The organism is Vibrio sp. S17_S38 (genome assembly GCF_014694375.1).
Lineage (GTDB): Bacteria > Pseudomonadota > Gammaproteobacteria > Enterobacterales > Vibrionaceae > Vibrio.
Genome location: NZ_JAAUWW010000026.1, coordinates 1 through 21,284, shown reverse-complemented (window position 1 = coordinate 21,284; position 21,284 = coordinate 1). Strand labels below are relative to the sequence as shown.

17 protein-coding genes and 9 tRNA genes are annotated in these 21,284 nt (G+C 40.4%); 18 read left to right on the top strand and 8 right to left on the bottom strand.

Translation table 11 applies throughout. The features are described 5' to 3' along the window. Positions 1-78: 78 nt before the first annotated feature. Positions 79-486 (bottom strand): c-type cytochrome, encoded by a 408-nt coding sequence (locus HC725_RS15545; RefSeq protein ID WP_190332781.1) that lies wholly within the window; start codon positions 484-486, stop codon positions 79-81. A gap of 314 nt (positions 487-800) precedes the next feature. On the opposite strand from HC725_RS15545, the gene HC725_RS15540 reads away from it, so the two are divergent. From HC725_RS15540 to HC725_RS15495, 10 genes are all read left to right on the top strand, one after another. Beyond that, positions 801-877, top strand: a tRNA-Arg gene (locus HC725_RS15540). 42 nt (positions 878-919) lie between these two features. Further along, a tRNA-His gene (locus HC725_RS15535) sits at positions 920-995 on the top strand. Positions 996-1,196: 201 nt separating this feature from the next. Continuing rightward, positions 1,197-1,273: transfer RNA gene (locus HC725_RS15530), tRNA-Pro, on the top strand. 44 nt (positions 1,274-1,317) lie between these two features. After that, a tRNA-His gene (locus HC725_RS15525) sits at positions 1,318-1,393 on the top strand. Between the two features lie 58 nt (positions 1,394-1,451). Continuing rightward, positions 1,452-1,528 (top strand) — tRNA-Pro (locus tag HC725_RS15520). A gap of 967 nt (positions 1,529-2,495) precedes the next feature. Then, the gene (locus tag HC725_RS15515) at positions 2,496-4,211 is read left to right on the top strand and encodes a dipeptide ABC transporter ATP-binding protein (RefSeq protein ID WP_190332776.1); all 1,716 of its coding nucleotides are present in this window, start codon (positions 2,496-2,498) and stop codon (positions 4,209-4,211) included. A 129-nt stretch (positions 4,212-4,340) separates the two neighbouring features. Further along, complete coding sequence (locus HC725_RS15510) at positions 4,341-5,894, top strand: ABC transporter substrate-binding protein (protein ID WP_190332775.1); 1,554 nt, start codon at positions 4,341-4,343, stop codon at positions 5,892-5,894. A gap of 168 nt (positions 5,895-6,062) precedes the next feature. Beyond that, entirely contained in the window at positions 6,063-7,046 is a 984-nt protein-coding gene (locus tag HC725_RS15505) for an ABC transporter permease (protein WP_190332774.1), read from the top strand. Between the two features lie 2 nt (positions 7,047-7,048). Beyond that, positions 7,049-7,996 carry an ABC transporter permease gene (locus tag HC725_RS15500; protein ID WP_190332773.1) on the top strand — a complete coding sequence of 316 codons (948 nt, stop codon included), beginning with the start codon at positions 7,049-7,051 and terminating at the stop codon, positions 7,994-7,996. Positions 7,997-8,089: 93 nt separating this feature from the next. Beyond that, a complete protein-coding gene (locus HC725_RS15495; protein ID WP_190332772.1) occupies positions 8,090-9,070 on the top strand; it encodes a Gfo/Idh/MocA family protein in 981 nt (326 codons plus the stop codon). A 136-nt stretch (positions 9,071-9,206) separates the two neighbouring features. Here HC725_RS15495 and HC725_RS15490 read toward each other — a convergent pair whose 3' ends face one another. From HC725_RS15490 to ilvY, 4 genes are all read right to left on the bottom strand, one after another. Next, the gene (locus tag HC725_RS15490; RefSeq protein ID WP_190332771.1) at positions 9,207-10,322 is read right to left on the bottom strand and encodes an outer membrane beta-barrel protein; all 1,116 of its coding nucleotides are present in this window, start codon (positions 10,320-10,322) and stop codon (positions 9,207-9,209) included. Between the two features lie 290 nt (positions 10,323-10,612). Then, on the bottom strand, positions 10,613-11,254 hold the full coding sequence (locus tag HC725_RS15485; protein WP_190332770.1) for an outer membrane beta-barrel protein: 642 nt from the start codon (positions 11,252-11,254) through the stop codon (positions 10,613-10,615). 118 nt (positions 11,255-11,372) lie between these two features. Next, positions 11,373-12,584 carry a hypothetical protein gene (locus tag HC725_RS15480; protein WP_190332769.1) on the bottom strand — a complete coding sequence of 404 codons (1,212 nt, stop codon included), beginning with the start codon at positions 12,582-12,584 and terminating at the stop codon, positions 11,373-11,375. A 263-nt stretch (positions 12,585-12,847) separates the two neighbouring features. After that, positions 12,848-13,738, bottom strand: a complete 891-nt coding sequence (gene ilvY / locus HC725_RS15475; protein ID WP_190332768.1) for an HTH-type transcriptional activator IlvY — start codon at positions 13,736-13,738, stop codon at positions 12,848-12,850. Positions 13,739-13,877: 139 nt separating this feature from the next. Between ilvY and ilvC the strand changes: the two genes are divergently transcribed. Then, positions 13,878-15,362 (top strand): ketol-acid reductoisomerase, encoded by a 1,485-nt coding sequence (gene ilvC / locus HC725_RS15470; protein WP_190332767.1) that lies wholly within the window; start codon positions 13,878-13,880, stop codon positions 15,360-15,362. Positions 15,363-15,499: 137 nt separating this feature from the next. On the opposite strand, the gene pssA is transcribed toward ilvC, so the two are convergent. Further along, complete coding sequence (gene pssA, locus HC725_RS15465) at positions 15,500-16,840, bottom strand: CDP-diacylglycerol--serine O-phosphatidyltransferase (RefSeq protein ID WP_190332766.1); 1,341 nt, start codon at positions 16,838-16,840, stop codon at positions 15,500-15,502. An 88-nt stretch (positions 16,841-16,928) separates the two neighbouring features. Continuing rightward, positions 16,929-17,363 carry a GNAT family N-acetyltransferase gene (locus HC725_RS15460; RefSeq protein WP_190332765.1) on the bottom strand — a complete coding sequence of 145 codons (435 nt, stop codon included), beginning with the start codon at positions 17,361-17,363 and terminating at the stop codon, positions 16,929-16,931. Positions 17,364-17,431: 68 nt separating this feature from the next. On the opposite strand from HC725_RS15460, the gene murB reads away from it, so the two are divergent. Together murB and birA are read left to right on the top strand one after the other, a co-directional pair. Then, the gene (murB, locus tag HC725_RS15455) at positions 17,432-18,478 is read left to right on the top strand and encodes a UDP-N-acetylmuramate dehydrogenase (protein ID WP_190332764.1); all 1,047 of its coding nucleotides are present in this window, start codon (positions 17,432-17,434) and stop codon (positions 18,476-18,478) included. A gap of 57 nt (positions 18,479-18,535) precedes the next feature. Further along, entirely contained in the window at positions 18,536-19,525 is a 990-nt protein-coding gene (gene birA / locus HC725_RS15450) for a bifunctional biotin--[acetyl-CoA-carboxylase] ligase/biotin operon repressor BirA (protein ID WP_190332763.1), read from the top strand. On the opposite strand, the gene coaA is transcribed toward birA, so the two are convergent. Further along, positions 19,511-20,449 (bottom strand): type I pantothenate kinase, encoded by a 939-nt coding sequence (gene coaA / locus HC725_RS15445; RefSeq protein ID WP_190332762.1) that lies wholly within the window; start codon positions 20,447-20,449, stop codon positions 19,511-19,513. The genes birA and coaA overlap by 15 nt on opposite strands. Before the next feature lie 206 nt (positions 20,450-20,655). Here coaA and HC725_RS15440 point away from each other — a divergent pair. The 5 genes from HC725_RS15440 to HC725_RS15420 all read left to right on the top strand — a co-directional run. Next, positions 20,656-20,731: transfer RNA gene (locus tag HC725_RS15440), tRNA-Thr, on the top strand. Positions 20,732-20,769: 38 nt separating this feature from the next. Further along, positions 20,770-20,854, top strand: a tRNA-Tyr gene (locus HC725_RS15435). Positions 20,855-20,921: 67 nt separating this feature from the next. Then, positions 20,922-20,996: transfer RNA gene (locus tag HC725_RS15430), tRNA-Gly, on the top strand. A gap of 9 nt (positions 20,997-21,005) precedes the next feature. Continuing rightward, a tRNA-Thr gene (locus HC725_RS15425) sits at positions 21,006-21,082 on the top strand. Between the two features lie 98 nt (positions 21,083-21,180). Next, the coding region (locus HC725_RS15420) for a GTP-binding protein (RefSeq protein WP_238928544.1) at positions 21,181-21,284 on the top strand (104 nt) is incomplete at its 3' end.

Here is a 21,284-nt window from a genome sequence, read left to right as displayed (position 1 = left end):
ACCATTATTTAATATTGGTTAATTGGAAAATAAAAATGTTGCCGCTATGGGTATTTATGGCGGCAACGTTTAAGTCAATTATAACCCTTCCGTCATATGTTTAATGGCGGCGACTAATTCATCATCAGTACAGTCCATACAAGTACCTTTTGGTGGCATCGCATTAAAACCGTTAATTGCATGATCTTTTAATACGTCCATACCTTTAGCTAAATGTGGTTGCCAATCGGTGGCATCACCTTTTTTCGGTGCGCCGCTCACGCCAGTTCCGTGGCAAGCGACGCAATATGTGCCGTAGACTGTTGCACCATCTCGTGGGCCAGAAGGTTCCGCGTTGACGGGTTCACTACCAGCTAAATAGACATCGCCGACAGGTTTAATTCGTTCAGTAATCGCATCACGCTCACTTTGGCTAAACTCAGCAGCAAAAGCTGAGAAAGTTAATGTGGCGGTAAGGAGCATTAAAATTGGGCGAATCATATTGATAAACTCACTATGTTATTATTTTATTTAGGTTATATTTTGCTGAGTACACGAATTCTTTCACTAACAGTATCAATGACAGTAGGCATCAAGGTTCGAGAAAATAATCGTTATAAAAATGTAAATATAAGGTAATTGTACCCTTTTCAATTTAGGCTAGAAACCATAAGATTGTCGCGATATGGCTTTGGTCACATCATAAATGGAAAGAGATAGGCTTTAATTGTAGAAAAACGCATCAAACAGTAAAAAAAGTTGAAAAAACACTAGACTGGCAAGTGTGATATCCGTATTATTCCACTCCGCCGATAGGGCATGCGCCCGTAGCTCAGCTGGATAGAGCGTTGCCCTCCGGAGGCAAAGGTCGAAGGTTCGAATCCTTTCGGGCGTACCATTTCTGGAATGCTTTAGAAAGTGAAGATCGGTGACAACATTGGTGGCTATAGCTCAGTTGGTAGAGTCCCGGATTGTGATTCCGGTTGTCGCGGGTTCAAGCCCCGTTAGCCACCCCATATTAAGGTAACTTTGAGTTCCCTGTTCTGATTTTTATCGGGGCGAAATACTTCAGTTAGTTCCTCCCAGATCTAACTATCAAGAAGTGAAATGAAAAATCTCGGTGAATAGCGCAGTTTTATAGTGCATCTCCGGCTTTTGGGAATAGCGGACCAGAGGGGAGACTCTAAGTCTGAAACTTGGAAGCAAAAGAAATTACTCGGTGAATAGCGCAGTTTGGTAGCGCATCTGGTTTGGGACCAGAGGGTCGGGGGTTCGAATCCCTCTTCACCGACCATTTTTAAAAGCCTTACAGAAATGTGAGGCTTTAAAAATTTAGTGGTGGCTATAGCTCAGTTGGTAGAGTCCCGGATTGTGATTCCGGTTGTCGCGGGTTCAAGCCCCGTTAGCCACCCCATTTATTAAGGTAACGTTAAGTCTCCTGTTTTGATTTTATCAAAGCGAAATAAAAATCTCGGTGAATAGCGCAGTTTGGTAGCGCATCTGGTTTGGGACCAGAGGGTCGGGGGTTCGAATCCCTCTTCACCGACCACATTAAAAAGCCTCATCTTCGGATGGGGCTTTTTTGTATTTCAATCTCGGTGAATAGCGCAGTTTGGTAGCGCATCCGATTTTGAAATAAAGAGCGGACCAGAGGGTCGGGGGTTCCCAGTATTTGAAAGTCAGCTCTTCACCGACCACATTAAAAAGCCTCATCTTCGGATGGGGCTTTTTTGCATTTTAATTTCGGTAAATGGCGTAATTTGGTAGCGCATCCGATTTTGAAATAAAGAGCGGACCAGAGGGGGCGGGGGTTCCCAAGTATTTGCAAGCCAGCTCTTCACCGACCATATTAGAAAGCCTCATCTTCGGATGGGGCTTTTTTTATTTCAATCTCGGTAAATGGCGAAGTTTGGTAGCGCATCCGATTTTTAAATAAAGAGCGGACCAGAGGGTCGGGGGTTCCCAAGTATTTGAAAGTCAGCTCTTCACCGACCACATTAGAAAGCCTCATCTTCGGATGGGGCTTTTTTTGTATTTCAATCTCGGTGAATAGCGCAGTTTGGTAGCGCATCCGATTTTGAAATAAAGAGTGGACCAGAGGGTCGGGGGTTCCCAGTATTTGAAAGTCAGCTCTTCACCGACCACATTAGAAAGCCTCATCTTCGGATGGGGCTTTTTGCTAGTATAAACAGTGGGTCTTTTTTAATCTTATTTATACTACTCTTTAGGCTCTTTGTTATTTGTGATTAATGTGAAAAGTTGTTCGCAATAAAGATTCTATTATCTGGTCGTAAACTTGGCTTAGGAATCTGGTTGTTGGATGAATGTTAATCAAATGTGCCTATTTAGTGTTCCAAAGCCAACTTTTATGCTGTGTTTATTGCTTTTTCATTAATTGTTTGCCAAATTGAAGCGCAAGAAGTTGCAGCAACTCATATTGAATGGGTGAATTGCATCGAATGGAATCGTTTTTTACAGACAGGGCAGAAAGCTGTCACAGCAGTAGAGGTCTGGTAATGCCACTTTTAGAAGTCAAAGATCTTCGGATTGAATATCCGTCGCGACATGGTGTACACGCGGCGGTTAAATCATTGTCATTTAGTATTGAGCGCGGCGAAATCGTCGGCGTTGTCGGTGAATCTGGCGCAGGGAAATCCACCGTAGGTAATGCTGTTATTGATTTATTGAGCCCTCCAGGCGTGATCGCTGGTGGTGAAGTATTTCTTGATGGTGAGAGAATCTCTGGTTTAACACCTGAGCAAATGAAGAAAGTTCGCGGATCTAAAATTGGTTTTATTTTTCAAGATCCGATGACTTCGCTAAACCCCCTTTTTACGGTTGAGCATCAACTTACTGAGACTATTCATGCCAATATGAAGGTTTCAGATAAAGAAGCTTATACCCGCGCATTGTCTTTAATGAATCAGGTGGGAATTCCTCAGCCTGAAAATCGCCTTAAGCAATATCCTCATCAGTTTTCTGGTGGCATGCGTCAGCGTGTCGTTATCGCCATTGCTTTGGCTGGTGAACCGGATTTAATTATTGCTGACGAACCAACGACGGCGCTCGATGTCTCGATTCAAGATCAAATCCTGACGCTTATTCGTGAATTATGTATTAAAAATAATGTCGGTTGCATGTTAGTTACTCACGATATGGGTGTGGTTTCGAATGTGACTGACAAAATTGCCGTTATGTATCGCGGTGACTTAGTTGAGTTTGGTGAAACGGCGAAAGTTTTAGGTACGCCAGAACATCCATATACTCACAGCTTAATTTCTGCTGTACCACGTTCAGATAAAAAATTCGATCGCTTCCCGTTGGTTAGTTATATCGAAGAAGCGCATGAGCTTGAGCCATTGGATGTGAAAAATCATTGGCTTGGTCAAAGTCAAGATCAGCGTGATTATACTGGTCCACTATTGAACGTAGAGAATGTCAGCCTTCGCTTTACTACCAAGGATTCTTTTTTTGAGTCTCGTCGTGAATATGTGCAAGCATCAAACAATGTAAGCTTTCAAGTTAATGAAGGTGAAACCTTTGGTTTAGTCGGTGAGTCTGGTTCAGGTAAATCGACCATTGCGCGTGTTATTGCAGGATTGTACGCACCAAATGAAGGCAAAGTCACTTTTGAAGGCATTGATTTAACCGCGATTAAATCTGAGCGTGAACGCCGTCCGTTTAGACGCCAGATGCAAATGGTATTTCAAAACCCTTATACGTCAATGAATCCTCGTATGAAGGTGTTTGATATTATTGCCGAACCGATTCGCTTTCATAAATTAACTCGCAATGAAGCCGAAACCCGCCAGATCGTACATGACCTTTTAGATCACGTTGGTTTAGGGCGAATGGCTGGCGTTAAGTATCCACATGAATTCTCGGGTGGACAGCGTCAGCGTATCTCTATTGCTCGTGCATTAGCGACTCGTCCACGGCTATTAATTTGTGATGAACCTACTTCAGCGCTCGATGTGTCGGTTCAGGCACAGATCTTGAATCTATTAAAAGATCTACAAGATGAATTAAATCTTACTATGCTGTTTATCAGTCACGATCTGCCGGTTATTCGTCAGATGTGCGATCGCATTGGTGTGATGAAAATGGGAGAGTTACTGGAAGTGTCTCCGACGGAACAATTATTTACCAATCCACAACATGCTTATAGTAAACAGCTCATTTCTTTAATGCCTGAATTTACCGGCCTTAGAGAAGAAGCAAAAATAGCGTAATGATTATCTAATTTAAAAGAAATACACAGAGTCACAGATGCAAATACAACTGCTTATTCATCGTTAAGTTAATGAATAAGCAATATAACAATAGATAGGGACATTAATCCCGCATGAAGGAGTTATGCAATGAAAATCATGAAGACCAAACTAGCTATCGCGTTGATGGCTGCTGGCCTAAGCTTTAATGCACTTGCTGCTGATATTACCGTTGCCTATGATGCCGATCCGGTATCACTTGATCCACAAGAGCAACTATCTGGCGGTACACTTCAACTTTCTCACATGGTGTTCGATCCACTGGTTCGTTATACCCAAAAATTTGAATTTGAACCACGTTTAGCTGAGAAGTGGGAGCGTATCGATGATGAAACTATGCGTTTCCATTTACGTAAAGGCGTGAAGTTCCATTCTGGTAATACCATGACGGCGGATGACGTTGTATGGACTTTCCACCGCTTACAAAACTCAACAGATTTCAAAGGTATTTTCACACCGTTTACTGATATCGTTAAAGTTGATGATTACACCATTGATGTTAAAACTGAAAAAGGTTTCCCACTAGTATTACAAACGGCGACCTATATTTTCCCAATGGACAGTAAGTTCTACACGGGTAAAGATGAAAACGGTAAAGATAAAGGCGACATCGTTAAACACGGTAATTCATTTGCTTCAACCCATGTTTCTGGTACTGGACCGTTTATAGTTACTTCTCGTGAGCAAGGCGTAAAAGTTGAGTTTGAACGCTTTAAAGATTACTGGGATAAATCATCAAAAGGTAATGTTGAGCATTTAACGCTGAAACCAATTAAAGAAAATGCCACTCGTGTTGCGGCGCTTCTTTCTGGTGGTGTTGATATGATTGCTCCGGTTGCACCCAATGATCAAGAACGTGTGAAAGAAAACAAGGGTACGACGTTAGTTACTTTACCTGGTACTCGTATTATTACCTTCCAAATGAACCAAGACAGCAACCCAGCATTAAAAGATAAGCGAGTTCGTGAAGCGATCGTGTATGCCATTAACAATGAAGGCATTGCTAAGCGTATTATGAAAGGTTTTGCGACGGCTGCTGGTCAACAAAGTCCAGAAGGTTACGCAGGTTACAATCCTGATCTGAAACCTCGTTATGATCTTGCCAAAGCAAAAGAGTTAATGAAAGAAGCTGGTTATGAGAAAGGCCTTAGCTTAAGCATGATTGCGCCGAATAACCGTTACGTGAACGATGCGAAAATTGCTCAAGCGGCGGCGGCGATGCTGTCTAAAATTGGCATCAAAGTTGATCTTAAAACAATGCCAAAAGCACAATACTGGCCTGAGTTTGATAAATGTTCAGCTGATTTGTTGATGGTAGGTTGGCACTCAGATACTGAAGATTCAGCTAACCTAACTGAATTCTTAACCATGACTCGTGACGAAAAAACCGGTAAAGGTGCGTATAACTGCGGTCATTATTCAAACCCAGAAGTGGATAGTTTGATCGTAAAAGCGAACGTAGAAACTGATCCAAAAGTTCGTGCGCAAGAGCTACAAAAAGTTGAGAAGATTTTATACGATGACGCTGCGTTTGTTCCTCTACATTGGGAAAACCTAGCATGGGGCGCGAAATCTAATGTGGATATCGCTCCTATCGTAAACGGTATGAACTTCCCATACTTTGGCGACTTAGTGGTTAAATAAAAGTAACAGAGTGTTTTGTTGCGACAGTGCCTTTAAAGGTTAAAGGCATAAACATTGGCCGTATACTTTTCGATAATTGAAAGGTGATACGGCCAAATTGGATTAGCTGACATTGCTGATATACACGCGCAATGTTCAGTATTTATATCGAATTTTAAGGGGCAAGAAATGTTTACGTTTCTGGTCAAGCGCCTGTTTCAGGCACTGATAGTGATGTTTGTGATCAGTTTGGTTGCGTTTTCCATACAGGATAACCTAGGTGACCCGTTACGTGAGTTGGTGGGGCAGTCTGTCTCTCAAGCCGAGCGTGATCATATGCGTGAAGAAATGGGATTAAACGACCCATTTGTAGTGAAGTATCATCGTTTTGTCGTAAATGCATTGCATGGCGATCTTGGTACCTCTTATTTCTTTAAGAAACCCGCCGTTGATATTATTCTTGAAAAGCTTGTTGCGACATTAGAGTTGGTGTTTGGCGCCGCATTAATTATCGTCTTTTTATCTATCCCGCTTGGGGTATATTCGGCCATCAATCCCAAAAGCTTTTTTACCAAATTGATTATGGCTTTCAGTAGTATTGGCATCTCAATTCCGGTGTTTTTAACCGCGATTTTATTGATGTATGTTTTCTCAATTGAACTTGGCTGGCTACCTTCTTATGGTCGAGGCGAAACCGTTAATGTGCTTGGTACTGGTTGGCATTCAGGTTTATTTACACTTGATGGCTTAGCGCATTTAGCCCTGCCTTGTATTTCACTCGCTTCAATTATGTTGCCATTATTTATCCGGTTAGTGCGATCTGAAATGTTGGAAGTATTAAGCTCGGAGTATGTGAAATTTTGTAAAGCGAAAGGTTTGTCGCTTAATAAAATTTATTATCAACATGCACTAAAAAATACCATGTTACCGGTGTTAACGGTTGGTGGTGTTCAAATTGGTACCATGGTGGCGTACACCATTTTGACTGAAACGGTCTTCCAATGGCCAGGTACTGGCTTTTTGTTCCTTGAAGCGATTAACCGCGTCGATACGCCGTTGATTACCGCTTATGTTATTTTCGTCGGTTTAATCTTCGTGGTCACTAATACCATCGTTGATTTGCTGTACGGTTTGGTTAACCCAACCGTTAACATTACTGGAAAAGGAGCGTAATCATGGCAACCTCTAATGACAAGTATGTCGCTCCAAGTCGTTGGCAGCGGTTTTCTCAATCGGATTTTTTGTATTACTTTAAACGCGACAAAGTGGCGATGTTCAGCTTTGCTGTATTCCTGACATTTTTCCTTGCTGCATTATTGTCACCATTGATCGCTCCGACTAATCCATATGATTTGACTTCGATTGATATTATGAATTCAGAACTGCCTCCGTCTTGGATGGAAGGCGGGGATGCGGCTTTTTGGCTAGGCACGGATGATCAAGGCCGCGATATCTTTTCAACTATTTTATATGGTTCTCGATTATCACTGATGATCGGATTTTGCGCTGTCGCATTACAGTTATTCCTTGGCATTATTATTGGTTTATCTGCGGGTTATTTTGGTGGCCGCATTGATAGCTTCTTAATGCGCTTTGCAGATGTGCAATTATCATTTTCTACCATGATGGTGGCGATCATTGTATCGGCTATTTTTAAGGCTAGCTTTGGTGGTGAATTTTACGGCGAGTATGCGGTTCTAATGCTGATTGTGATTATCGGTATTGCTGAGTGGCCACAATATGCTCGTACTATTCGCGCTTCAGTGCTCGCTGAGAAGGAAAAAGAATATGTGGAAGCGGCGCGTGTAATGGGTTTCCGTTCACCTCGTATTATGTTCCGTCATATTCTTCCGAACTGCTTATCACCGATCTTGGTTATTTCAACGGTGCAAATTGCCAATGCGATTATGTCGGAAGCAGCGCTGTCTTTCCTAGGCTTAGGTTTACCGGTTGATCAGCCGTCTCTTGGTTCATTAATCAGCATTGGTTTTAACTATATCTTCTCGGGCTCTTGGTGGATCACCGCCTTCCCTGGGATTGTATTGGTTACCATCGTGTTGGTGATTAACTTACTCGGTGACTGGCTACGTGATGTATTTAATCCGAAATTGTATAAAGGCTAAGTCTGTTAGGTACTTGAACCAAATGTACGTATGATGAACACCGCAGCGGCTTGCTTCTGCGGTGTTGTTATTTTGAATAAGGGATAAAAAGTTATGTTACGTCTAGCAATTATTGGCACCAACTGGATCACTGAGCGGTTTGTACAAGCGGCATTAGAAGTTAATGAGTTTGAATTAACCGCGGTTTACTCTCGTGATACAGAACGTGCTCAAGCGTTTGCCGCACCGTTTAATACTCAAGCTATACGATTTACCGACTTAGAAACAATGGCGAAAAGTGATGCTTTTGATGCGGTGTATATTGCTAGCCCAAACTCACTGCATTATGAGCAAAGTGTACTCATGCTAGAGAACGGTAAACATGTTATTTGTGAAAAACCAGTGGCTTCGAATATCACGCAAGCAGAGCACATGTATCAAGTGGCAGAGCAACATAATGTGGTGTTATTTGAAGCGTTTAAAACCGAATATTTACCAAACTTTCAATTGATCAAAGATCACCTACCGCAATTAGGCAAGCTACATAAAGTGAGTATTCACTATTGCCAATATTCTTCACGCTATCAACGTTATCTTGATGGTGAAAATCCGAATACGTTTAACCCTGCCTTTTCAAATGGCTCGATTATGGATATTGGTTTTTATTGTGTATCCAGCGCGGTGGCATTATTTGGAGAGCCTGACAGCATTAAAGCGAGTGCCCACTTACTTGAATCGGGCGTGGATGCACATGGCAGCGCGATTTTGACTTATTCTGATTTTGAAGTGGTGATTTGCCATTCTAAGGTGTCGGAGTCTACGCTGCCCACTGAATTACAAGGTGAAGCGGGCGTTATGCTTATTCCTCATATTTCGGAGTGTGATCATGTTGTAGTCAAATTGCGCGGTGAAGAGCCCGTGACTTATCAAGTCCCACAAGCTGAAAATACCATGACTTATGAAGCGAGCCTTTTTGCCGAGCAAATTAAAACGGGTGAGTTATGTGAAAAAGCCAAAGCGCGCGCTTTAGGTGTGTCTCGTATTACGACCGAAATTCGTCGTCAGACTGGTGTGGTTTTTCCTGCTGATCAATAGTAACTGCTTACTTAACTTGAACTGTTACTTACATTGGGTAGGTAAAAATACATTGGATAGATAGAAATTAAGCCCATCCATTGGTTCTAATGGATGGGCTTAATTGTATGAAATATTAGTGGTGCTAATTTATATCTTAAAAGCGGCCATTGACCATCAGTATAAGTTGACGCCGATCCCCGATCAGGCCGGTATACTCCATTGCTGTAGATAAATGTTTATTTACGTTTAAATTAAAACCGACGATACCAGCCCATTTATCGGTGTTTTCTTGATGAACTTCAAATGCAATTGTATGGGGGGAATCAAAGTCTTTGCTGGCTTCCATTGTTTCAAGGTTAAATCCACCTTTGATTGTTTGATCAATATCCATATAACTGGCACCAGTATAGAGCCCCAAATCAAAACCATGGTCGAGATTAAATATATAACCCACTCGCGGTTGAATATTTAATGTGCCGCCATCAACATTAGTTTTTTTCATTTTTGTCTGAGTATATACAATTGGCATCGTGTAAAACCAATCACCACTAGCCCCTGCTAACATAGCGCCAAAACTGTAATTATAGCCTTCAACATGAGCTTCTGCGCCCAGTTGCCATGGTTCGCCATTAAAAAGATCAGGGTTTGAGTCAGGTAATAAGTTGCTTCCTGCTTTACATTTTCTGGGGTTTTTAGAGCAATATGCTGAAATTCCACCTTGTATGGCATTGGTGACCGGTGTACTGGTGACGACGCTGCCTTTGGGCATGCTCATTTTTATATCAATGGTGCCTTTAATTCGACCAACGGTCGCAAACACATTTAAAAATGGCAGCACCCACGCATCCAATTTTAGTTGTGGGGTATTAGTTTTGGTGCGAAATTTATCAAATGATAGGAAGTCGATATTGGTATTGGCTGGTCCACCATAACCTGCTTTCATGTCAGAGATCGTTTGATCTTGAGAAACATGAGCGAATAAGAAGCTAACACCAAAAGGAAGAGGTAAGTCATAACCATTATAAATCGCTACTTGTCCACCGATAGGAAGAATGCGGTCCCAAACTTTATCTTTGTTTGCTGGTCCTTGTGGTGATCTTTGCGGTGGCGTTGATTGATTGTTCACAACGGTTGCCTGAGGAATGGTATGAACTTTCCCAATATTATCATCGGCATAAGCTATAGATTGATATGAAGTTAATACTATTATCGTACTGATAAAAAAGGCGTAGCGTAAACGTGAAGTAACGAAACCAGAGAAAAGCAGCATAGAATGATATCCATATTTTCTATTAGAGGGACAATACTGCATATTTACGCATGTTATGAATTTAGAGATGAATCAATTTTATAACGGCGAATGAAACATGATTTTTGTTATTTTAATTATGCATTATTGTGTTGCTAATCTTAGTGAGTTTTGTTTGGAATTACACGGAATTATTGGGTTTTATTATGTTTTTTTCAAACCTAATTCCCGTGATTATGGTTAATTGTTTATTTGCTAGAAGAGAAGAGAAGAGAAGAGGAGATAATGGGATAGGTTTTGAAGTGAGATTATTAGTTTGAAATTCGAATATAAAACCCTACATGTCCATCTTGGTCGTTGTAGCTCACTTGTCCGCCTAGCGCGATATTTTCAGTGAAGTAGTAGTTCATTTCGGTTGAGGTTTGTAGATAAGTACGATCGTAAGCATATTTAGCGCCAATGTTAGCACCAACTTCTAGTTTATCGGTAATACTGTAGCGCAGACCAGTTAGAGCGGTGACACCAACACTGCCGTCATCGGATTCTAAGCCAATAATTTGGTCGGCTGTGGAGCTTAAATCACGATCTTTATACCAATCATAGCTGAGTTCACTTCCAAAAACCGCATCAAGTGAGTTGTTAAGTGGCATACGATACATGGCGCCAAGAGCAAACGTGCTTTGGTTAAATTTAGAGTCTAATGAGTCTTTACCTGTTGGTAGGTCGCCACCATGCAAAAACTTATTTTGGTATTGACCGGTGATCATCCAATGTTCATTAAACATGTAGCTTCCCCCTAAATCGATATCCAGACCATTGTTTTGGATCCCTGCACCAAGCTGTAAAAAATTATAGTTATATGGCGAATCATAAGCTCGATAATCCGGGTTGGTTAGGCTGGTGATCGGCGTACCGCTCCAATATGAGAGTAATGAGATAAGCAAAATGAGCATGTATGGATTAAGATCCTAAAGTGAATAATCGATTGGATAACTTAATCTTATCGTATTGGCTAAAAAAAGCTTCATTTGTTGACGTAATAATATTGAAGCGAGTCATTCTTAATAAGCATTAAAAACGGCCATTAACCATAATGACATATTGATTACGGTCACCAGCGATACCCGATGATTCAAATGCCGCTGAAAAGTATTGGTTAATATTAATATTAAAGCCGACCACGCCAGTCCAAGGGCTTTGGTTTTGCTGGTCAACTTGAAAGGAAATTGCCCCTGCTTGATCTTGATCCGGAACCGCCGTGTCTCCCGGTTTATAACTGCCTGAAATAGTTTGTTTGGTTTGCATGTAGCTAGCACCAGTATAAAGCGACAGTTTGTAGCCATGCAGAAGCTCAAAGTTGTAACCAATACGTGGTTGGATGTTGATCGTCCCACCATCGACACTGGCTTTTTTCATATGTGTTTGGGTGTAGCTGATCGGCATGGTATAGAACCAATCTCCAGTTGCTCCTGCAATCATAGCTCCGTAAGTGTAGCTGTAGCCTTCAATGTCAATAGTCATGTCAGCTTCATGGTCACCAGCCAATTGGATACCATGCTCATCTAATTTATCAGAGATTAGTTTAACTGCTTGTCGACAAACTAACCCAGGCCTTCCTGGTTGGCATTGTGGCATCTGACTCAGTAATTGATCGCCCCCAAGAACCATGCCCAGATCGGTTGTACCAGAAAGTTTCCCTACAGTCGCAAATACATTTAAAAATGGCAGTACCCAAGCATCAATTTTGAGTTGTGGTGTTTGAGTATCGGTTTCAAAATTATCAAAACGAAACAAACTCGGGTCAATATTTTGTGGTGATATATGGGTGTTGATTTGATTGTTACCAACGGATGAACTGCCGTTATAGCCTACTTTCATATTACTAATATTCTGATGTTGCTTAACATGTGAATAGAGCAAGCTAATACCAAAAGGGAGCGGTAGATTATAACCATTATAAATCGCTGTTTGACCACCAAATGGCAATACATGGTCCCAGACTTCTTGATTGTGCTTTTCGCTTGGTGACATTTTGGCAGCCGATTCTGCCTCTTGACGATGTGGTGTCTTTTTAAAAGTTTGAGAAGGACGGCCAACACCACTGTCTACCGGATCATAATTTTTTAGCATGATGCTACGATTGTTACTTGTGAGGATATCTGATTGATCTGTGGCTGTGGTCGTTTCCGCAAAAGTGTTGAAGCTTAATAAGGTGAGTAGGCTGAATACCGCATGGGTTAAATACTTATGTTTTTTATCAGCAAAAAGTGGGGTCATATTCATTCATTAATCTCATATTGGGAAGTTTTCATTCATCAGTTACGATTTATTAACGTAACCATTTCCCTGATGTATGGATCCTAAAAAAAGAAAAACCCCAAGTAAGGCTAACCTTACTTGGGGTTCGTAATTTATTGATCTTAAAAATTACGTAATATTCGGGATATGCGAGATATCCGTTTCTACGCAATTGATCGAGTTCTTATAATACGGCTGTGAACTTAATTACTGAAACAGAAGTATATATAGCCATTGTTAGTTTAATGTCATGTTTTGATGAATTTATTTTTAGACACTTGCCATAACGCATTGATTAACGGATTTTCGAGTTGTGATTTCTGACAACAAATACCGAGTTTGAAAGGTTTGATCGGCGCAACCTTTAATCGCTGGATTTTATCTTTTACCGGGCTATTATTGATGACCACATCTGGCGCTATTCCAACCCCGAATCCTAACGCCACCATACTTAATACCCCTTCATGACCAGAAACTTGTGCATAGATATTCGGTTTTATTTTCATATCTTTAAACCAAGTATTGCTGCGATCTCTGGCAGTGCCTGATTCCGGAATAATAAAAGGAATATCATTCCAATCAGGTTGTTTTTTTTGTAATTCATGGGTAAAACTACTTAAATTAGTCGGTGCGATCACCGAGAGTGGAATCTCTCCGATGGTTTCAAATACGAGTCTCGCAGGCAACTTTGCCGGCATTGCACTTATGACAATATCGGCTTCGTTATTCATTAATTTATTGATTGCTTGTGCAGGATCACCAGTAAACAACTTTAATTCAATATTGGGATAAGCTAAGCGAAAATCGCTTAATAATTCAGGTAAATGGCTAAAACTGGCTGTTACCGAGCAAAATAAACGAATTTCACCACTTAGGCTTTTTTCTTTTCCTTGCATAACATGGCACAGCTGTTGCCACTCTCCACCAATATTGATAGCAACGGGTAATAGCTGCCTGCCAGCATCGGTAAGTTCAACACTGCGATTATCTCGGGTTAATAGCTGTTGCCCTATTTCTTGTTCAAGTTTTTGTATCTGACGACTTAATGCCGATGGGCTGATATGCATTGCAGTTGCCGTTTTACTGAAGCTCTGACTACTGCATAAATGAACAAATAAATTCAGACTTTTTATGTTCATTGTGACCTCGATCTATGATTGCGTTTTTTGCAAGGATAACTTGTGAATATATCACTTTAGACAATTATATTCGTGGTTTAATATGAATTCATTGAGTCAACACTCACATTGTGGATTTACAACCTAAAGGATTTTCAACATGGCTAACTACTTTAATACTCTAAATTTACGTGAACAACTTGACCAACTTGGTCGTTGTCGTTTTATGGATCGCGAAGAATTTGCTCAAGAAGCTGATTACCTCAAGGGTAAAAAAGTCGTTATCGTTGGTTGTGGTGCTCAAGGTTTAAACCAAGGCTTAAATATGCGCGACTCAGGCTTGAATGTGTCTTACGCACTACGTCAAGCTGCAATTGATGAACAGCGTCAATCGTTCAAGAATGCTAAAGATAATGGTTTTGAAGTCGCAAGCTATGAAACATTAATCCCAGAAGCTGATCTTGTCGTTAACCTAACACCTGATAAGCAACACACTAATGTGGTTGAAACTGTGATGCCTTTGATGAAAAAAGGCTCAACACTAGGTTATTCGCATGGCTTTAATATTGTTGAAGAAGGCATGCAAATCCGTAAAGATATTACGGTTGTAATGGTTGCACCTAAGTGCCCAGGAACTGAAGTTCGTGAAGAATATAAGCGTGGTTTTGGTGTTCCAACTCTTATCGCTGTGCATCCTGAAAACGATCCTCAAGGTGATGGTTTAGAGATTGCTAAAGCATGGGCGGCAGCAACTGGCGGTCATCGCGCTGGTGTGCTTGAATCTTCATTTGTGGCAGAAGTAAAATCTGACCTTATGGGTGAGCAAACTATCCTTTGTGGTATGTTGCAAGCGGGTTCAATTGTTTGTTATGAAAAAATGATCGCAGAAGGTATTGATGCAGGTTATGCAGGTAAACTATTGCAGTTCGGTTGGGAAACTATCACGGAAGCACTGAAGTTTGGCGGTGTGACGCACATGATGGATCGCCTTTCTAACCCTGCAAAAGTAAAAGCATTTGAATTGTCAGAAGAGTTAAAAGACTTAATGCGTCCACTGTATAACAAGCACATGGATGACATTATTGGTGGTGAGTTCTCTCGCACTATGATGGCAGATTGGGCAAATGATGATGTGAATTTACTTGGCTGGCGTGAAGAAACAGGTCAAACAGCATTTGAAAATTATCCAGAATCAGATGTGGAAATTTCAGAACAAGAATATTTCGATAATGGCATCTTGATGATTGCAATGGTTCGCGCTGGGGTTGAATTGGCATTTGAAGCAATGACGGCATCTGGCATCATTGATGAGTCTGCTTATTATGAATCGCTACATGAATTACCACTGATTGCGAATACCGTTGCTCGTAAGCGTTTATATGAAATGAATGTTGTTATCTCTGATACAGCTGAATATGGTAACTACCTATTTGCTAACGTGGCAACTCCGCTTTTACGTGAAAAGTTCATGCCAAATGTATCAACAGATGTTATTGGTAAAGGCTTAAACGAAGAAAGCAATCATGTTGATAATGGTCAGTTGATTGAGATTAACGATACGCTGCGCAATCATCCTGTAGAGTGGATTGGTCAAGAGCTACGTGGTTATATGAAAGATATGAAACGTATCGCTGTTGGTGGCTAATTAGCCCAGTCGCCTTATTTCGGGCGGTAAAACTAAACAAAAAAGGCTTACCTATTGCAGGTAAGCCTTTTTATTTTCGATATTCTGAATAAAGAATCTGATTTTAAATCCGTAAATTTAAAGTGATTCATTCATGCTTATAATATTTGCTTTAAGATTTTATCAATTCTGATGCGTTTGATTTTTTTAATTAATTTTTGAACTTCTACTGGATATTTTTCAATACCGTCTAGCTGCTTATAACTTCCCACAAGGTGAGTATGTTCGAGTATAGACTCAAGTTCTTGCTCAAATTTTCTTCTAAGGAGTTGTTGTGGATCTTTAATGAGTAGACCATTCTCTAAATCAAGTTTCCATGCTCTTGGGTTCAAATTGTTGCCAGTAAGAAGCATATATTCCTTATCTATCCACATGCCTTTTAAATGAAAGCTATTATTATCATGTTTCCACAAATAAATAGAAAGCTGACGACTTGCAACATGGGCTTCATTGATTCTTGCAAAGTGTCGTAGGTTGACCTCATACAAATAAGGCAATCCAGCAATAGTTTTGAAGCCTTCTTCTGGCGGAATATAAAAATCATTTGCGGTTTTATCGCCAACAACAATAGTTATCTTAACCCCACGCTTGATGGCTTTTTTTACTTCTTTCGCAATGCTTTTAGGGAAGTTAAAATAAGGCGTGAAAATGGTAATATCTTTTTCTGCACAAGCAATTAAATGGTTGATATGTAAGTTTAACTTATTGCGATGTTTACCTACGCCGACTAACGGAATGATCCCTACCTCACGATCTTTAAGTTGCGCTCCAGTAAATTGATAACTTGATTGTGCCAATAGGGCCCTAAACTGTTTAATCGCTATTTTTAAAGACTTGGTACTTGGTCTATTGGCTTGCGTTAAGCTATTAACGGCAGGGTTGCCATTAATGTATTCTTTGATGTAGTTGACCATGGTGTCGGCTAGAGTCATATTTTCAATGACATGATACCGATCGAATCGGTACTTATCTTTTTTATGCAGATAAATGTTGTTCAAGCTAGCGCCACTATAAATGACGGTATCATCAATAATAAAGCCTTTTAAATGCAATACACCAAAGACTTCTTTCGTGCGAACAGGAATACCAAGTATCGATATTTTATGCTGATACTTTTGTTCCATTTGATAATAAAAAGCCGCATTACCGTCCGTTGCTTCAGCGCCGATTAAGCCTCGTTGAGCTCGGTGCCAATCTACACAAACCGTAATATCCAGTTGAGGGTTTTTCTGCTTGGCTTCATAAAGTGCGGTTAAAACTTCGCATCCTGCATCATCATTTTCTAGATACAGAGCCACAAGGTAGATTCGATGTTGTGCGTTTTTTATTTCTGAAAGTAGACGCTCTCTGAAGAGTTTAGCTTGAAATAGCACTTCAAATTTATCTGGATCTTGAGCTATGGTTGGTAGCTGTTCGAGTAGATTCTTACTAGCTATCATATTTTATTTTTAACCTTAGAAACTTTTGAGTCTTATGGAGGCAACTGTACCAAATAATGTAGTTGCCTGACTATATATGCTTAATATCTTATGACATATCTGTGTGTTTGTACTGCATTGCGACCAGTTTTTTTCCACTAGAAATGTAACGTTGGAATAAAAACCTCAATGGTGCGGGTAAATCAACACTTTGAACAACATGAAAGCCGTTGTTATGGTAAAAATTTTCGAGATGTTGATAAGCAAAACAGTAGTGATCCGATGTTAAAATCGCACTCTCGCAGTAGGCTAATAATTGTTGCCCGATGCCTTTATGTTGATATTCAGGTAAAACTAACATGCCTGTCAGTAACTGATAACGTTCAATAGGGCGAAAGCGAACGATGGCAATAATGGATTTATCGTGATAGCCGACGATGATGCTTTCATTATTCTTAACTTTGGCTATGGGGTAATAAGCCTTGTAGATAGGCTTTAATAATGGGAATTTAATAAGGGGAAGAGATTGAAAAAAAACTTGCATAATGAAGCACTGTGTTTGCCTTTTGGATAAGGTAGAATAACACGGTATTCGATCAGGTAATCAATCAAATGAATGTGAAAAACAACGTAAATCTAAAACCGTTCCACACTTTTGGGATTGAGATCCCATGTGATTTTTTGATTGAAGCGTTTGAAGTTGAAGATATTATTCAAGCGTTTCAGAATAAAGATTGGTTAGATATTCCTAAATTGATACTTGGTAAAGGCAGTAATGTGTTTTTTACGCAGCCATATCATGGTGTTGTGGTTATTAACCGCTTGCAGGGTAAATCGTTGGTTGAAAAAGATGGTTATTATCATTTGCATGTTGCCGGCGGTGAAGATTGGCCAAGCTTGGTGGAATGGTCGCTAGCGCAAGGGGCCAATGGGCTTGAAAATCTAGCTTTGATTCCTGGTTGTGCCGGTAGTGCGCCTATTCAAAATATTGGAGCTTATGGCATCGAATTTAAAGATATATGTGAATATGTAGATTATTTGGATCTAGACAGTTTTCAAATTAAGCGATTGTCAGCCGAAGAGTGTGAGTTCTCATATCGCGATTCAATTTTTAAGCAAGCGTTACGCAATAAAGTTGTGATTACTGCGGTAGGTATTGTTTTAAATAAATCGTGGAAGCCGAATCTTTCTTATGGACCATTACAAGCCGAAAGTGATTTATTAACTAATCCTAAATCTGTTTTTGATTTGGTGTGTGAGATTCGTCGAAGTAAGTTGCCTGATCCTGCTGTAATTGGTAATGCGGGCAGTTTTTTTAAGAATCCTATTATTTCTCAAGCTGATTACACTAAACTAAAGTTAGATCATCCTGATGTTAATGGCTACGAAACAGCAGGTGGCGTTAAAGTGGCTGCAGGTTGGCTCATTGATCGCTGCGGTCTTAAAGGGCACCAAATCGGAGGTGCTCAAGTACACCCACAACAAGCCTTGGTTCTCGTTAATACTGGCTCGGCCAGCGCAAAAGATGTATTAGATCTTGCTTGGTTTATAAAACAAACAGTGTTTAGTAAATATAATATTGAGCTAGAGCATGAAGTCCGTTTTTTTACTAGCACGGAAGAATCTCAGCTCGATGATATTATTAACTCGAACCACTAAAAATAATTATCCAGAGTTTGGGTTAGATAGCCCTTTATTCGATTCAAGGCGATAGTGATGAGTGAACAAGTACGAAAAGAACATGTCGTAAAATACCAAATCATAAAGACGCTTGCAGATGGAGAATTCCACTCAGGTGAAGCATTAGGTGAAATGCTTGGTATGTCTCGCGCTGCCATTAGTAAGCATATTAAAGCGATTCAATTGTGGGGATTAGATATCTATCGCGTTCAGGGTAAAGGTTATCAGTTATCTACCCCTATTGATCTATTAAACCAAGCTTTGATTCAAGAGCATTCATCACAGCCGGTTGAGCTGATTCCTATTATAGATTCTACTAACCAATATTTGCTTGATAGAGTCCATGAAAAATCCAGCGGCTCAGTGTGTATGGCGGAATATCAAGAAAAAGGACGGGGTAGGCGAGGACGTGAATGGGCCTCACCATTTGGTGCTAATTTATATTTTTCGATGTATTGGAAGTTGGAAGCGGGCGTTGCCGCTGCGATGGGTTTAAGTTTAGCTATTGGTGTTGCTATCGTTGATGCATTGGAATCTCTTGGAGCTAAAGATATAAAATTAAAATGGCCAAATGACTTATATCATCAAGATAAAAAGCTGGCTGGTGTATTGGTTGAAATGTCCGGTCAGACAGGAGAGGCTGCTCATCTTGTTATTGGTATGGGTTTAAATATTCATATGTCTCAAGATAATGCATCAATAGGGCAATCGTGGACGAATTTGGAGCAAGTGTTTAATGGCGAAATACCAAATCGCAATGATTTAGTTATCGCATTGATGGCAGCATGGAAAGAGGTGCTCTCTCAATATGAAAGCCAAGGAATGCAAAAGTTTGTTGAGCGCTGGAATGAGTTAGATAATTTTAATAATAAACCCATCAAACTTATCATGGGAAATAAAGAAGTTCATGGTATTGGCCGAGGAATTAACGAGCAAGGAGCTATTTTATTACAGACAGAAAATGGAGTAGAACCTTATATAGGTGGTGAGATCTCTCTGCGTAAATCAGACCTACTTTCTCAGTAATATTTCTTCTACTTGGTGGGCCGCGCCTTTGCGTAAAATCAATTGTGCTCGGTCTTTAGTTGGCAATATATTTTGCTCTAGGTTGACACCGTTAATGCTATGCCAAATGCTTTGTGCTTTTTCAATGGATTGTTCTTGGGTCAATTGAGTGTAATGACTAAAGTAAGAACCTGGCTTCGTGAATGCTCCTTTACGAAGTTTCATAAACCGCGCAACGTACCACTCTTCTATCATTTTTGTGTCTGCATCCACGTAGATAGAGAAATCCAGAAAATCTGAAATAAACATTTTCAAAGGTGTATCTGGGTAGTCGTTACTACTTTGCAGGACATTTAGCCCTTCAATGATAAGGACATCTGGTTGATCAACGACTTTGACTTCATCGGTAATATTATAAGTGATATGTGAGTAAACAGGCGCTTCTACATGGCGTTTGCAGGCTTTCACATCCGTTAAAAATTCGACTAGGCGCTTGGTATCATAAGATTCTGGGAATCCTTTCTTCATCATTAAATTATTATCTAATAATTCTTGGTTCGGACGTAGAAACCCATCTGTTGTAATAAGTTCAACTTTAGGGTGGTTCTCCCAGCGAGACAAAAGCGCTTTAAGTAGCCGTGCTGTGGTGCTTTTACCAACGGCCACACTACCTGCAATACCGATAATAAAAGGTGGTGACTTTTCTTCTTTCTTTAAAAATTGAGGGCTGAAGAATTGATGCAAAACTTGATTTCGACTTTGACGAGCAGCCACATATAAGTTTAATAAGCGAGATAATGGCAGGTAGATTTCAGTTACTTCATCCATCATCAAATGTTCATTGATACCTTGTAATTCTGTTAGATCGTCTGATGTTAATGTCATAGGCACAGAGTTGCGCAGTTCAGACCACTGATCTCGGTTATATGACAAATATGGATTCATAATCAGACTCAAAACAATTAAAAAGGATGAGCGAAGATACACTATGCTTGATGTAATTCAAACAAGTGCAAGGCTTGTTTCAGTGCAAATTACTATGAACTTGCCGTTTTTCTAAGCAAATGAGCATTCCGGTACAGAAAATAATGGTTTTTTTCATTTTACTCTTGCAAGCATTTAGAACATTCAATAGAATTCGCACCACTTGCGCCGACTTAGCTCAGTAGGTAGAGCAACTGACTTGTAATCAGTAGGTCACCAGTTCGATTCCGGTAGTCGGCACCAGTCTTTTTTTATTAAAAGAATGAGCATGTAAAAATTTTGGAGGGGTTCCCGAGTGGCCAAAGGGAGCAGACTGTAAATCTGCCGGCTCCGCCTTCGATGGTTCGAATCCGTCCCCCTCCACCATATTGTTCATATAGAGTGATCTATATGTGTAATAAATTGCAGATGAAACTGCGTTTAATGTGATTACGCGTGCGTCGTATAATGGCTATTACCTCAGCCTTCCAAGCTGATGATGCGGGTTCGATTCCCGCCGCACGCTCCAAAAACATTTGCTGATATAGCTCAGCCCGGTAGAGCGCACCCTTGGTAAGGGTGAGGTCCCCAGTTCGAGTCTGGGTATCAGCACCAGTTTTGACGTTAAGCAATTTGGTCATCTACTATAATTAACACTCATTTTGGTTACGTGGTCATCAAAGCCACCAAATCCGTACCTAGAGGGACTATCCATGTCTAAAGAAAAATTTGAACGTACGAAACCGCACGTAAACGTTGGTACTATCGGCCACGTTGACCACGGTAAAACAACTCTTACTGCTGCTATCTGTACTAC